The sequence below is a fragment of the Streptomyces sp. NBC_00223 genome (assembly GCF_036199905.1).
Classification (GTDB): Bacteria; Actinomycetota; Actinomycetes; order Streptomycetales; family Streptomycetaceae; genus Actinacidiphila.
In genome coordinates this window covers 2,961,675-2,974,698 of sequence record NZ_CP108109.1, presented here as the reverse complement: position 1 = coordinate 2,974,698, position 13,024 = coordinate 2,961,675, and the positions used below count along the sequence as shown (strand labels likewise).

Genomic DNA, 13,024 nt, shown 5'->3' with positions numbered 1-13,024 from the left:
GGCCGTTTATGCGCCTGCCCCGCCACTGGATACGGAGACGTGGATGAGCGAGACCGCAGGGCCCTGGCTGGTCGTGGGCCTGGGCAACCCCGGGCCCGAGTACGCGGGGAACCGGCACAACATCGGCTTCATGGTGGCCGATCTGCTCGCCGAGCGGATCGGCGGGAAGTTCAAGCGGGCCCAGAAGGCGCAGGCGCAGGTGCTGGAGGGCCGGATCGGCCCGCCCGGCCCGGCGAACCGGCGGGTGGTGCTCGCCAAGCCGATGTCGTACATGAACCTGTCCGGCGGGCCGGTGACCGCGCTCAAGGACTTCTACAAGGTGCCGACCGATCAGATCATCGCGGTGCACGACGAGCTGGACATCGACTTCGCCACGCTGCGGCTCAAGCTGGGCGGCGGCGACAACGGCCACAACGGGCTCAAGTCGATCACCAAGTCGCTCGGCGCGAACTATCTGCGGGTGCGGGCCGGGATCGGCCGGCCGCCGGGGCGGATGGACGTGGCGGCCTTCGTGCTCAAGGACTTCTCGTCCACCGAGCGCAAGGAGCTGGACTGGTTCGTGGACCGCGCGGCCGACGCCGTGGAGGCGCTGATCGCCGAGGGCCTGGAGCGCGCGCAGAGCACCTACAACAGCTGAGCGGGGACGCCACGGCGGCTGTGGGCCGGTCCCGCGGCGGCGGGGGAGTGTCCTCGCGGCGGCCCGGGGCGGCGCCGGACGGTCCGGCGGGGCCGCGAAGTTGACCCGATGGCATGTCATGGCCAAGGATCGCCCGCATGGTGAAACGGAGCCGGTCACGCCGGATGGCCGAGGGCGCCTGGGGACTGGTGCTGTTCGCCCGGCTGGTGGCCGTGGCCGCGCTGATACTGCTGCTCCTGGTGTCCGGCGCCTGGGACTCCTGGCGGACCGCGCAGCACGTGGTGCTCACCAAAGGCCGCGAACAGGGCACGGTGACCCTGGCCGAGTGCGGCGACACCCTGTGCACGGGCCCGTTCGCGCCCAAGGGCACGGCCACCGCGCGGGCCGAGGTGAAAATCAGCCTGCCGATCAGGCATCACGTCGGCGACCGTGTGCCGGTGGTGATCGAGCCCGGTACGGACACGGCGGTCAGGTCGGGCCCGGGCGGCCTTCTCTTCGCGTGCCTGCCGCTGGGCGGAGCGCTGCTGCTGGCGGCGGTGCTGGCCGCGGGCGGGCTGCGGATGCGGCGGACCGCCTGGACCCTGGCCACGGCGGGCGCGGCCCTGCTGGGCGGCGCGTTCCTGACGCTCTGAGACGACCCGGCCGGCGTGCGGACGCGGCCCGGCCCGCCGGATCGGGCGGACCGGGCCGCTTGTCGGACAACCGCCTTCGCGCCCAGGCGTCGAAGTCAGCCCACGGGCGCCGCCGCCGTCGCCTCAAGGAACTCCGGCCGGTCGCCGGCGGCGGCGGTCATCCGGCGGGCTCCTGGGGCACGTCCGGGCCGGTGCCGGGGGCCGGGTGCGCGGTCCTGGCGACCGCGAAGATCCGGCGGAAGGGGAAGACCGTGCCGTGCGGACCGGCCGGGTACGCCTTGCGCAGCAGGTCGCGGTACTGGCCCACGAACTCCCGCGCCGCCGCCGGGTCGTCCTCCAGCGCGGTGAGCACGGGCCGCAGCGCGGTGCCCTTCGTCCACTCCAGTACGGGATCCTCACCCTGGAGCAGTTGTACGTATGTGGTCTCCCAGACGTCGACCACCTCGCAGCCCAGCTCGGTCAGGCGCTCCAGGTAGTCGGCGGGGCTGAGGATGTGCACATAGCGGCGGCCGTGGTCGTCGAGCCGGTCCCGCCAGCCAGGGGTGTCGCAGAGTTCGGCGAGCAGGGCGTGGCTGGGGGCGGTGAAGTTGCCGGGGACCTGTAAGGCCAGGGTGCCGCCGGGGGTGATGTGGTCGAGCCAGTCCGGGAAGCGGTCGGCGTGGCCGGGCACCCACTGCAGGGCGGCGTTGGAGACGATCAGGTCGTACGGCTCCTCGGGCGTCCAGCGGGCCGCGTCGGCGTGGCGGAAGTCCAGCTCACCGCCCCCGGGCGTGGGTCCGGCGTACCGGGACGCGGCCTCCAGCATCTCCCGCGAACTGTCGAGGCCGGTGATCCGCGCGCCGGGCCAGCGCCCGCTGAGCAGCGCGGTGACATTGCCGGGGCCGCAGCCGATGTCGGCGATCCGGGGCGACTCCCCGCCGGGCAGGTCACTGATTCGGGTGAGAAGGTCGAGGAAGGGGCGGGTGCGGTGAGTGGAGTGCCGGAGATACTGTTGCGGGTCCCACGTCGGAGCTGCTTGCATCGTTCGTACTCCCTGGGGCTGGTACGGAGCCGCTGCGGAAAACGGAAGGCGATGTTCTGCCCTCACGTCCCAGGTTCCTCCCGGAGATATCTTGATGTCAAGAGACTTCATGTCGACAGACCTACTACACTGATCGCATGGAGGACGAGGTCGACCGGTTGGTCGCAGCATGGCGCCGAGAGCGCCCCGACCTCGACGTGGAACCGCTTGAGGTGCTCAGCCGCGTCAGCAGGCTCGCCCGGCATCTGGACCGGGCCCGGCGGCTGGCGTTCGCCGAGCACAGCCTGGAGCCGTGGGAGTTCGACGTACTGACCTCGCTGCGCCGGGCCGGGGCGCCGTATCAGCTCTCGCCAGGACAGCTGCTCACCCAGACCCTGGTCACCTCGGGCACGATGACCAACCGTATCGACCGGCTCGCGCACAAGCGGCTGGTCGAGCGGCTGCCCGACCCCAGCGACCGGCGCGGGGTGCTGGTCCGGCTCACCCCGGAGGGCCGGGACCGCGCCGACGAGGCGCTGGCCGGGCTGCTCGCCCAGGAGCGGGCCATCCTGGGCGACCTCAGCGAGCGTCAGCGCGGCGACCTGGCCGCGCTGCTACGACAGCTGACCGCGCCGTTCGACAACGTCCCCGGCTGACGGCACCAGCTCCACCGGGCCCACCCCGGCCCTGCGGGCCAGCGCGACCGCCGCGAGGGTGGAGTGCACGCCCAGCTTGCCCAGCACGTTCTGCATATGGGTCCGCACGGTGTGCGGGGACAGGAAGAGCCGTTCGGCGACCGCCTTGCGGCCGAGTCCGGCCACCATGCAGCGCAGCACCTCCTGCTCGCGCGGCGTCAGCGACTCCACCAGCAGCTCGCTCTCGGTGCGGTGCCTGCGGGCCGCCGTCAGCTCCCGCAGCACCCCGGTGAGCAGCGCGGGCGGCAGATGCGTCTCGTCCCGCAGCACCCCGCGGACCACCGCGAGCAGCCGGGACAGCGAGCAGTCCTTGGCGACCCACCCGGACGCGCCCGATTGCAGCGCGCGGGCGGCCCTGATCGGGTCGTCCCGCTCGGCGAGCACGACCGTGCGGGTTCCCGGATAGGCGGCGCGCACCCGCTCCACCAGCGCGAGACCGTCCATGACCGGGTCGCGCGGCTCGATCGAGCGCGCCTCAGGGCCGGGCAGCGGCGGCACCGCCGCCAGCGTCACCGGCGGCCTGGGCCCGGCGCCCAGATCGGCGTCCACCAGCAGGACGTCGTAACGCCGGTTGTCGGCCGCGGCGCGGTCCAGACAGCGCTGCGCGGCCGGGCCGCTCCCGGCGGCCGACACGTCGACATCGGGCTCCGCCGCGAGTGCGGCGGCGAGCGACTCGGCGAAGATGCGGTGGTCATCGACGACGAGAACGCGGATTCGTCCCACGGACACCACTCCCGATGTTGGGCACTCCCCCAGTGGCGGGGCGCATTCGCGTGAGGCCCGGCACCCGGGTCGGGACCGCCGTCCCCACCCAGGTGCCGGACCCCGTGCGTCTCGCCCCCTGATCAACGCCGGCCCCCACCGGCGTCGTGGGAAAAGCGTAGGGGTTGTCGCGTGGAATGGCGCCCCCTTGACAGAACTTCCCCGGCCGCGCCTTCCGGGCGGCCGGGGACGAACTCCGGGTCAGCCGGTGTTGCGCAGCCCCGCCGCGACCCCGTTGACCGTCAGCAGCAGGGCCCGCGACAGCAGCGGGTCCGGCTCCTCACCGCGCGCGGCGGCCGCCCGCTGCCGGGCCAGCAGCGTCACCTGGAGGTAGGAGATCGGGTCGAGGTACTGGTCCCGGATGTGGAACGTCTGGGCCAGCACCGGGCTCCCGGCGAGCAGTTCGTCCTCCCCGGTGATCCGCAGCACCTCGCGTACGGTCAGCTCGTGCTCGGCCTCGATCTCGGTGAAGACATGCTTGAGCTCGTCGGGCACCAGGCTGTCCACGTAGTGCCGGGCGATCCGCAGATCGGTCTTGGCCAGCGTCATCTCGACGTTGGACAGGAAGTTGCGGAAGAAGTGCCACTGCCCGTAGGCCTCGTCGATGACCGAGTCGAGCCCGGCCTCGCGCGCGGCCTTCAGACCCGACCCGACGCCGTACCAGCCGGGCACGATCTGCCGGGACTGGGTCCAGCCGAAGACCCACGGGATGGCCCGCAGGCCGTCCAGACCGGCGTTGGAGTCGGGGCGGCGGGACGGGCGCGAGCCCAGGTGCAGTTCGGCGAGCTGGTCGACCGGGGTGGAGGCGAAGAAGTACGCGGGCAGGTCCGGGTCCTCGACCAGCCGCCGGTACGAGCCGTGGGCCGCCTCGGAGACCACGTCCATGGCCGCGTCCCAGCGGGCCAGCGCCTCGTCGGACTGCCGCGGCGCGGTGTGCAGCGCGGACGCCTGGAGCGTGGCGGCGACGGTCAGCTCCAGGTTCTCCCTGGCCAGCGACGGGATGAGGTACTTGTCGGAGATGACCTCGCCCTGCTCGGTGACCTTGATCTCGCCTTCCAGGGTGCCCCAGGGCTGGGCCAGGATCGCGGTGTGCGAGGGGCCGCCGCCGCGGCCGACCGTGCCGCCGCGGCCGTGGAAGAGGCGCAGCCGCACCCCGTGCCGGTGGGCGACGTCGCGCAGCCGCCGCTGGGCACGGTGGATCTCCCACTGCGAGGTGGTGATGCCGCCGAACTTCGACGAGTCGCTGTAGCCGAGCATGACCTCCTGCACGTCCCCGCGCAGCGACACCAGCCGCCGGTAGGAGGGGTCGGAGAGCATCTCGTCCAGCAGCTTGTCCGCGATCTTCAGCTCGTCGGTGGTCTCCAGCAGCGGCACGATGCCGATCCTGGCGATCCCGTTGTGCAGGTCGATCAGCCCGGCCTCGCGGGCGAGCACGGCCGCCGCGAACACGTCGTCGGAGCCCAGGCACATCGAGATGATGTACGACTCCATGACCTCGGGCCCGAACCGCTCGAAGGCCTGGCGGATCGTGTGGAACACCCCGAGCGTCCTGGCGCCCGCCTCGTCCAGCGGCGCCGGGGTGGGGGCCAGCGGGCGCCGGGAACGCAGCTCCTTGGCGAGCAGCTTGCGGCGGTAGTCGCGCGGCATGTCGGCGTACCGCCAGGACTCCTCGCCGAGCCGGTCGAAGAGCTGGCCCAGCGCGTGGTGGTGGGCCTCGGCGTGCTCGCGCACGTCCATGGTGGCGAGCTGGAGGCCGAACGCCGACAGGGTGCGGATCGTACGGTCCATCCGGCCGTCGGCGATCAGACCGCCGCGGTGGGCGCGCAGCGAGTCCTGGATGAGCTGGAGGTCGCGCAGCAGCTCGGAGGTGCCCAGGTAGTCGCGGCCGGTGACGTGCGGAGAGCCGCCGGCCAGACGTTCACGGGTGTTGACGAGCTTCTGCCGGACGCAGGTGGCCTTGAGCCGGTAGGGCTCCTCGGCGTTCAGCCGCTTGTAGCGCGGGCTGATCTCCGGCAGGGCGACGAGGTCGTTGGACAGCGAGTCCAGCAGTTCCTGACTCGCGCCGGAGTTGCGGATGGAGTTGGACAGCGCGCCGCGCAGGAAGTCGACCAGTTCGAGCGCGTCGGTGATGCCGTGCTCGTGCTGGAGGATCAGCACCTCCCAGGTCACCTCGGGGGTGACATTGGGGTTGCCGTCGCGGTCGCCGCCGATCCAGGTGCCGAAGGTCAGCGGGCGGGTCTCCGGCGGCAGCGGCACCCCGACCCGCTCCAGCTCGGCCGCCAGGTCCTCCAGGACGTCGCCGACCGCGCCGGCGTGCAGTTCGTCCAGGTAGTAGATGGCGTTGCGGGCCTCGTCGGCGGGCTCGGGGCGCACCACCCGCAGCTCGTCGGTCTGCCACAGCAGGTCGATGTTCTCGGCCAGCCGCAGATCCGCGCGGCGCCGGTCACCGGTGGTCTGCGGGGTGCTGTCGAGGAGTTCGGCGATCCGGCGCAGCTTGTTCAGCACGCTGCGGCGGGCGGCCTCGGTCGGGTGGGCGGTGAACACCGGCCGTACGTTGAGGTTCTTGACGCTCTCGCGCACATGCGCGGGGTCGCCCTCCTTGAGGAGGTCGGCGGTCTGGGCCAGCAGCCCGCCCTCCAGGGCGCGCCGGGTCCGCAGGTCGCGGCCGCGGTGCACCTGCTCGCTGACGTTCGCCAGATGGAAGTATGTCGAGAAGGCGCGGACCAGCTTGGCCGCGGTCTCCAGGTCGGTCCCGCCCAGCAGCGACGCGGCGGCCTCGCCGTCGCTGCGGGTCAGGGCCCGTACCTTCTCCACGAGATCGAGGAGCTCCTGCCCCTCCTGCCTGACCAGGGTGCCGCCCAGCAGCTCGCCCAGTCGTCGGATGTCTGCTCGCAAGGCGGTGCTGCTGTCCGGGGTGTCGGCGCTGCTCACAGGTGCGGCTCCTTGTGCAGTGGGAGGGGCGACGGCGTTTGACGAAAGACTCGCGGACCGCGCTGTCCGACCGTTCCAGGATAGGTGGCCCTCCTTGCGGCGAGACGGGCAGCCCATTTGGCGGACACGGCGACGGGGCCGGTACGCCGTCACCCGGACCGCCTAGGCTGGAGGTCATGAGTACGACGGGGGCGCACGTACCGGACGACGGGGCCGGTGGACAGCCCGGGTCCGGATGGTGGTGGTGGAAGCGCCGGCGCGGCTTCGTCCTGGATGTGACGCTGGCCGCGATATCGGCGTTGGAGTGCGCCTTCGAGGGCGCGACCTTCGCGCAGAAGACCGGGATCATGACCGGCGCGGGGGCGCTGTTCGGCATTCTGGTCGGCACGGTCCTGGTGCTGCGGCGGCGCTGGCCGGTGGCCGTGGTACTGGTCGCCATCGCGGTGACCCCCGCGCAGATGGGCTTCATCCTCTCGCTGGTCGCCCTGTACACCCTGGCGTCCTCGGAGGTGCCCCGGCGGATCACGGGGGCGCTGGCCGGGATGAACGGCCTGGGCACGATGCTGGTCGCCTTCCTCAACTTCGAGGACAGCCTGCGCGACTCCTCCGAGGGCCGGTCGATGTCGGTGCCGGTCACCTTGATCGTCTCGGCCCTGATGGCGCTCGGCCTCACCGCCCCGCCCGTGCTGCTCGGTCTGTACGTACGGGCCAGGCGCCGGCTCGTGGAGAGCCTGCGGGAGCGGGCCGACGGTCTGGAACGCGAACTGGAACTCCTCGCGGAGAAGGCGCTGGAGCGGGCCGAACGCGCCCGGGCGGACGAACGCACCCGGATCGCCCGCGAGATGCACGACGTGGTCGCCCACCGGGTGAGCCTGATGGTGGTGCATGCCGCCGCGCTCAAGGCGGTGGCGCTGAAGGACCCGCAGAAGGCGTCCGCGAGCGCGGAGCTGCTGGGGGACATGGGACGGCAGGCGCTGACCGAACTGCGGCAGATGCTGGGGGTGCTGCGCACGGCTTCCCCGGTGGACGTGCCGGCGGCCGTGCCCGCCGCCTCGCCCGTGCCCGTCGGGGCTGTCGGGGCCTTTGGGGCCGTGGAGGCGGTCGGGGTCGCCGAAGCCGTCGAGGCTGTCGGGGAGGTGGACGACGGGCCGTGCCTGGCCCAGCTCGCGGCGCTGGTGGAGGAGTCGCAGGCGGCCGGGATGGGGGTCGAGCTGACGATCGAGGGGGAGGCGCGGCCCTGCGGAGCGCGGATCGAGGCGACGGTGTACCGGGTGGTGCAGGAGGCGCTGACGAACGTGCACAAGCACGCGGCGGGGGCGAGGGCGCAGGTGCGGCTGGCGTTCCGGGAGGCGGAGGTCGCCGTCCTCATCACCAACGGGCCGGCGTCGGGGGCGCGGCAGGGGCCGTTGCTTCCCAGCGGGGGGCACGGGCTGCTCGGGATGCGGGAGCGGGTGACCGGGCACGGGGGCGGCTTCGCCGCGGGGCCCACGGCGGAGGGCGGGTTCCGCGTCTCGGCGATGGTGCCGCTCCCGCGCTGAGACCCCCTCCGGGGGCGGGAGGGAAAACCTAGTCGGCCGGGGGCTCCGGCGAGGGGCCCGGGTCGTGGGCGGTCAACGAGGCCAGCGTCGAGCGGATGTGCGCGAGATGACCCCGCACCTCGTCCCGCCGGGCCTCGTGCTCCCGCAGGACCCGCTCCGCCTCCCGCCGTACCCGCTCCTCGCGCCCCCTCGCCTCCGCCAGCAGCTCCGCCGCCCGCGCCTCCGCGTCCTCCTGCCCCGTCCGCAGCGACTCCTCCGCCTCCGCCCGCTCCCGGTGCGCCTCCTCCAGCCGGCGCTCCGCGTCGGCGAGCAGATCGGCGAGCCGGCTGTCGACCCCGGCCTCCCGCTCGGCCAGTTCGTGCTCCAGCGTGTCCATCCGCTCGCGCCGCTCCGCGTCCAGGTCCGCCAGGTCGCGGCCCACCTGCTGCCGCATGCCGTCCAGCGCGCCCTGGGCGTCACCGCGGACGGAGTCGGCCTCGGCGCGGGCCTCCCCGAGGATCTCCGCCGCCTGGCCGCACGCCTCGTCCAGCACGTGCTGGGCCTGTTCCTCCGCCGCCGCCAGCCGCGCCGAGGCCGCCGCCCGGGACTCGTCCTGGAGCGTACGGCGGGCGGTGTCCGCCACGTCCCTCGCGTACTGCGCCTCGGCCTCGGCGCGTTCCCGTACGGCGGCGGCCTCCTTCTCGACCATCCGCAGCAACTCCTGCGCGCCCGGGCCGAGCACGGCGAAGGCGTCGGAGTCGAGGGCGCCGACCTGCTGCCGCAGCTCCACGGACTCGGCGTCCATCTCATTGGCGAGCACGGTCAGTCGGGCGGCCCGTTCCCACGCGGCGTCCCGGTCCTCGGACAACTCGTCCAGGAAGCGGTCCACCTGGTCGGGCCGGTAGCCGCGTCCACGCGCGGTACTGAATTCCCACGGTGACGATGTGGTCGTATTACTGCTCATGCCCTTTGCCCCTCGCCGTTGGGCCGCGCCGAGTCATGGCCGTGTACCGGGACCTATTTTTCGCTTATGTCCGCATTATACGGTTGCGACACTCCGGTCTTGCTCCTACCCGCGGCCACACGGGGAACCGTGGGAAACGCGACAGAGCCGGGCGGAAGACACTCCTTCCACCCGGCCCTGTCGAGAGAACCCGGTACGCGCGTACCGCCGCGGTCCTACAGCAGCCCGTCCCACATCTGCTCGATCAGCACCGACCACCAGTTGTCGGGCGAGGCGATCGCCGCCGGGTCCTGGGCGGCCAACTGCGCCTGGAAATCGACCGTCCAGCGTCCGGCCTGGTCGGGCGTCAGCCCGATCCGCAGCCGCCACATCCGGCCGAGCAGCGCCAGGCAGCGGGCGAACTCCGGCAGGCTGGAGTTCACGAACTGCGGCGGCACCGGCTGTCCGCCGGGACCCGCCTCCAGCGGCACCGCGACGATGTGCGCGGTGCCGTACTGCACGCACAGCTGGCGGCCGAAGTCATTGCCCATGACGAGGTACGAGCCCGCGTCGGAGGCCGGCCGCACACCGCGCTGCGCGGCGAGTTCGGCCAGGGTCGGCACCGGCTGGCCCGGCTGGGCCTGTGCCCAGAAGAAGGGGCCGAAGTCGAGCGGCAGTCCGGCCCACACCAGGGTCTGCGCCACGATGTCGGGCACGCCCTGCCGGGAGACCGCGCGCTGGTCGAAGCGGAAGACGCCCTGCGGGCCGAAGGCGCCCGCCAGTTCCTGCCCGATCACCTCCAGCGGCACCGGCGGCACCCGCGGCACGGTGTGCGGATCGGGCATCGGCACCCGCTGCGGCTGCGGGCGGGCGGGGGCGCCCGCCACCTGGTGCAGCTCGCCCTGGTGGGTCAGCAGGTGCTGGACGCCCTGCCGGCGGCCGGCGTGGTCGCGGCCGTAGGGCGCGGTGTGGCTGATCCGCACCTGCGGCCAGGTCTCGCGGATCATCCGGGTGCAGTAACCGCCCGGCAGGTCACAGGACTCCAGCTCGGTGTGCAGTTCGAGAACCTGGTCCGGGCGCACGCCCAGGGACCGCAGCTCGTGCAGGATCTGCCACTCCGGGTGCGGAGTGCCCGGCGCCGACCGCCGGATGAGCTGCTGCTCGCTGCCGTCCTGGCCGCGGTAGCGGAGCACGGCCATGTAACCGGGGCCGACCGTCGGCACGACGGCGGCCTGCGGATAGCCGTACGCGGGCGGCGGAGGCGGCGCCGCCCCGGGGCCGTTGACACCCAGGGGACCGGGCGGCGCCGTCCCGGGACCGCCCACGCCAGGAGGCGGAGGCGGCGGCGGGGGCATGCCGGGTCCGCCGGCTCCCGGGGGAGGGGGAGGCGGCAGGGAAGGCCCGGCGAGCATCGTCGCCGCGTAGTGCGGGTCGCCGCCTCCGGGGGGAGGCGTGCCCTGACCGGGCGGCGGCGGGGGCATGTGCGGTCCGCCGGCCCCCGGCGGGGGCGGCGGCAGGGAGGGCCCCGCGAGCATGGTGGCGGCGTAGTGCGGGTCGCCGCCTCCCGGGGGAGGCGTACCCGCACCCGGCGGCGGGGGCGGCCCCGCGTAACCGGCCGGTGCCGCCGACCCGTACGCCGGAGCGCCCGGCGCGGGCGGCCCGGCGGAGAACGCGCCGGGCGGCGGGGGCGGCGCGTCCGGACTCCTCGGCGGCGGACCGGCCGGCGGCGGCACGCTGCCGCGGACGGCCCTGGCTGTCTCCATGTCGGCGATGTCGGCGGCTCCGCCGACTCCCCCCGGCGGTGGCAGCGGTACGGCCGGTCCGCCCGGCGGCGGGTACAGCGAGCCGCCGACGGTGAGCGGCACCCCGGGCCTCGGCGGTACGGGAGCCTCCGGGGCGGGCGGGGCGATCATCGTCGGGGGCAGCGAACTCCCGCCCGGCAGCAGCTCGGTCCTGGCCTCGGCGGCTCCCGACGGCACGTCCTCGACCAGGTCGGCCCCGCTGAGCGGCGGCGCGAGCACGGTCTCGGGCACCGCGACGGACTGCCCCTGCCCGGAGTCGCTCACCGTCTTCCCGGCCCAGCCGCCGGCGGCGGGGGCCTCGTCCCGGGACACGGGCGCGCCCGAGCCCTGCGCGGGCACGGCGGGGGGCCGCCGGTAGTCGACGCCGCCGGAGGCGGGCGCCGGGCTCGGCGGGCCGTCCGGGGCGGCGGACCCGGCCGGGCCCGCGTCGCCGGAGACCTCCGCGCCGCTTCCGCCCGCCGGGCGCCGGAAGTCGATCCCGCCGGAGCGCGCGGCAGCCGCGGGCGCCGCGCTGTCGCCCGGCCGCCGGTAGGCGATGCCGCCGCCCGCAGCGGGCGCGACCTCCTGTGGCGCCGGGGCCGCGGGGCCGCCCGCGGCGGACGGCCGGCGGTCCGGGATGCCCATCCGGTCCGCCGCGTCCTGGAGCCACTGCGGGGGGCTCAGCAGGAAGGAGGTCGCCTCCAGGTCGAGCCGCTGGGGCGGGTCGGGCACCGCGTCGTTCGCCACGGTCCCGTACTCCTCCTCGTAGCGCCGGATCAGCTCGCCGATCGGCAGGCCGGGCCAGAGCGTGGCCTCGCCGCTGTCCCGGGCGATGACCAGCCGGACCGAGCCGTCGTCGGTGGTCGGGCCGTCCTCGCGGGGCTCGGACCAGACCACGAACCCGAGGTCGAACTCGCGGACCTTGACCTCGCGGGTCTCGTACGCGGACATGTCCGCGTTGACCCAGCGCTCCCCGCGCTCCTGCGCCTGCGCGAAAGTGACCATCGGCCGCCTCACCCCTCCACCGGAACAGCGGTGGCGAAGCCGCCGTCCACCATCAGGTTCGCCACCGTCTCCAGCTCCGGCGGGTTGCCCGCCAGCCGGAGCAGGAAGGCGTCGAGCGTGTCGCCGCACGGCAGCAGCAGCTCGGCGACGCGCGCCGCCGGGGTGTCCCAGCGGTCGCCGTCGCGTTCGTCGTCATAGGCGCAGAACCAGACGGAACCGGTCTGCTCGCCCTTCACCTTGACGGCGAGGATGCCGCCCTGGAGATAGCCGATCGCCAGATAATCCTTCGTCAGATGATCCCGCAGGCACTTGTTGACGTACACCAAATCGTTGACGGCGGCGTCGTCGCGGACGGTGAAGAAGGGCTGGTCGATCAGCAGGCCCAGCTCCGGGTCGAGCGCGACGCCCTTGGGCGCGCAGCCGCCGGCCGTCTTGAGGAAGGTGCGGTAGGCGCCGGGCAGCCGGTAGCCCAACTCCTCCTCGACATCGCGGACCTGCTGCTCGGTGACCGCCAGCGGGTCCTTGGGCAGCCCGAAGTGCACCGGGCGGGTCTCCTGGAGCGGCCGGGTGCCGCGCTTGGCGTGGTCGGCGACGGACGAGGCCAGCCCGCCGTGGTGCCGCAGCAGCGCCTTGACCTCGACCGGGATCAGTTCGAGCCGCCGGGTGCCGTGGACGTGGTGCCAGGTCCAGCCGTGCGGGGTGGCCACCGGGGACAGGCTGCCCCACAGCTCGTGGCCCGAGGCGTGCAGGGCGGCGTTCGCCGACACGTAGTCCGTCAGGCGCAGTTCGTCGATGCCGAAACCCTCGGGCGGCTCGGCTATCTCGGCCGCCGCGCGGGCGTACGGCGAGAAGTCGGGGTGGCCGTCGTCGTCCACCCATACCCCCCGCGGGTGGCGGGCCGCCCGTACCGGGTCGGGAAACTGCACGACCTGTCCCGCGTAGGCCGCGTTGGGTGGCGCGGACTGTCCCCCGGCACCGGGTCCGGGAGGTGCTCCCAGCCCTTGCCGACCTGTCGTCATGGCGGTTGCCCCCTGCTGCGTCTGGCTGATGACCCCAGCCTAGGGGGTGAGGCAAGAGTCGCGTCGGGCCCGGTCCCGGGCCTGTGGACAACTCCCGCCGCC

At 73.9% G+C, this 13,024-nt stretch carries 10 protein-coding genes; 4 read left to right on the top strand and 6 right to left on the bottom strand.

What is annotated here, in order from left to right:
- The first annotated feature begins 43 nt into the window (after window positions 1-43).
- Both pth and OHA30_RS12365 read left to right on the top strand, forming a co-directional pair.
- The gene (gene pth, locus OHA30_RS12370) at window positions 44-637 is read left to right on the top strand and encodes an aminoacyl-tRNA hydrolase (RefSeq protein ID WP_328913874.1); all 594 of its coding nucleotides are present in this window, start codon (window positions 44-46) and stop codon (window positions 635-637) included.
- Window positions 638-774: 137 nt separating this feature from the next.
- On the top strand, window positions 775-1,269 hold the full coding sequence (locus tag OHA30_RS12365) for a hypothetical protein (RefSeq protein ID WP_328913873.1): 495 nt from the start codon (window positions 775-777) through the stop codon (window positions 1,267-1,269).
- Between the two features lie 157 nt (window positions 1,270-1,426).
- Here the strand turns inward: OHA30_RS12365 and OHA30_RS12360 are convergent, their stop codons facing one another.
- Complete coding sequence (locus OHA30_RS12360) at window positions 1,427-2,290, bottom strand: trans-aconitate 2-methyltransferase (protein ID WP_328913872.1); 864 nt, start codon at window positions 2,288-2,290, stop codon at window positions 1,427-1,429.
- 137 nt (window positions 2,291-2,427) lie between these two features.
- Between OHA30_RS12360 and OHA30_RS12355 the strand changes: the two genes are divergently transcribed.
- Window positions 2,428-2,925 (top strand): MarR family winged helix-turn-helix transcriptional regulator, encoded by a 498-nt coding sequence (locus tag OHA30_RS12355; protein ID WP_328913871.1) that lies wholly within the window; start codon window positions 2,428-2,430, stop codon window positions 2,923-2,925.
- On the opposite strand, the gene OHA30_RS12350 is transcribed toward OHA30_RS12355, so the two are convergent.
- Entirely contained in the window at window positions 2,884-3,687 is an 804-nt protein-coding gene (locus OHA30_RS12350) for a response regulator transcription factor (RefSeq protein ID WP_328913870.1), read from the bottom strand. The genes OHA30_RS12355 and OHA30_RS12350 overlap by 42 nt on opposite strands.
- Before the next feature lie 240 nt (window positions 3,688-3,927).
- Window positions 3,928-6,657: a phosphoenolpyruvate carboxylase gene (gene ppc / locus OHA30_RS12345; RefSeq protein WP_328913869.1), complete on the bottom strand. Its 2,730-nt coding sequence runs from the start codon at window positions 6,655-6,657 to the stop codon at window positions 3,928-3,930.
- Between the two features lie 176 nt (window positions 6,658-6,833).
- Here ppc and OHA30_RS12340 point away from each other — a divergent pair, with 176 nt between their 5' ends.
- The gene (locus OHA30_RS12340; protein WP_328913868.1) at window positions 6,834-8,195 is read left to right on the top strand and encodes a sensor histidine kinase; all 1,362 of its coding nucleotides are present in this window, start codon (window positions 6,834-6,836) and stop codon (window positions 8,193-8,195) included.
- A 28-nt stretch (window positions 8,196-8,223) separates the two neighbouring features.
- On the opposite strand, the gene OHA30_RS12335 is transcribed toward OHA30_RS12340, so the two are convergent.
- The 3 genes from OHA30_RS12335 to OHA30_RS12325 form a co-directional block, all read right to left on the bottom strand.
- Window positions 8,224-9,138, bottom strand: coding sequence for a DivIVA domain-containing protein (locus OHA30_RS12335; RefSeq protein WP_328913867.1), 915 nt, complete (start codon window positions 9,136-9,138; stop codon window positions 8,224-8,226).
- A 215-nt stretch (window positions 9,139-9,353) separates the two neighbouring features.
- Window positions 9,354-11,903 (bottom strand): SUKH-4 family immunity protein, encoded by a 2,550-nt coding sequence (locus OHA30_RS12330; RefSeq protein ID WP_328913866.1) that lies wholly within the window; start codon window positions 11,901-11,903, stop codon window positions 9,354-9,356.
- A gap of 8 nt (window positions 11,904-11,911) precedes the next feature.
- Window positions 11,912-12,922 carry an SMI1/KNR4 family protein gene (locus tag OHA30_RS12325; protein WP_328913865.1) on the bottom strand — a complete coding sequence of 337 codons (1,011 nt, stop codon included), beginning with the start codon at window positions 12,920-12,922 and terminating at the stop codon, window positions 11,912-11,914.
- Window positions 12,923-13,024 lie beyond the last annotated feature (102 nt).

Coding starts and splice junctions, on each gene's coding strand:
- OHA30_RS12365 (WP_328913873.1), top strand. CDS start 775: ATGGTGAAACGGAGCCGGTCACGCCGGATGGCCGAGGGCGCCTGGGGA.
- OHA30_RS12330 (WP_328913866.1), bottom strand. CDS start 11,903: ATGGTCACTTTCGCGCAGGCGCAGGAGCGCGGGGAGCGCTGGGTCAAC.
- OHA30_RS12335 (WP_328913867.1), bottom strand. CDS start 9,138: ATGAGCAGTAATACGACCACATCGTCACCGTGGGAATTCAGTACCGCG.
- OHA30_RS12360 (WP_328913872.1), bottom strand. CDS start 2,290: ATGCAAGCAGCTCCGACGTGGGACCCGCAACAGTATCTCCGGCACTCC.
- OHA30_RS12325 (WP_328913865.1), bottom strand. CDS start 12,922: ATGACGACAGGTCGGCAAGGGCTGGGAGCACCTCCCGGACCCGGTGCC.
- OHA30_RS12355 (WP_328913871.1), top strand. CDS start 2,428: ATGGAGGACGAGGTCGACCGGTTGGTCGCAGCATGGCGCCGAGAGCGC.
- pth (WP_328913874.1), top strand. CDS start 44: ATGAGCGAGACCGCAGGGCCCTGGCTGGTCGTGGGCCTGGGCAACCCC.
- OHA30_RS12340 (WP_328913868.1), top strand. CDS start 6,834: ATGAGTACGACGGGGGCGCACGTACCGGACGACGGGGCCGGTGGACAG.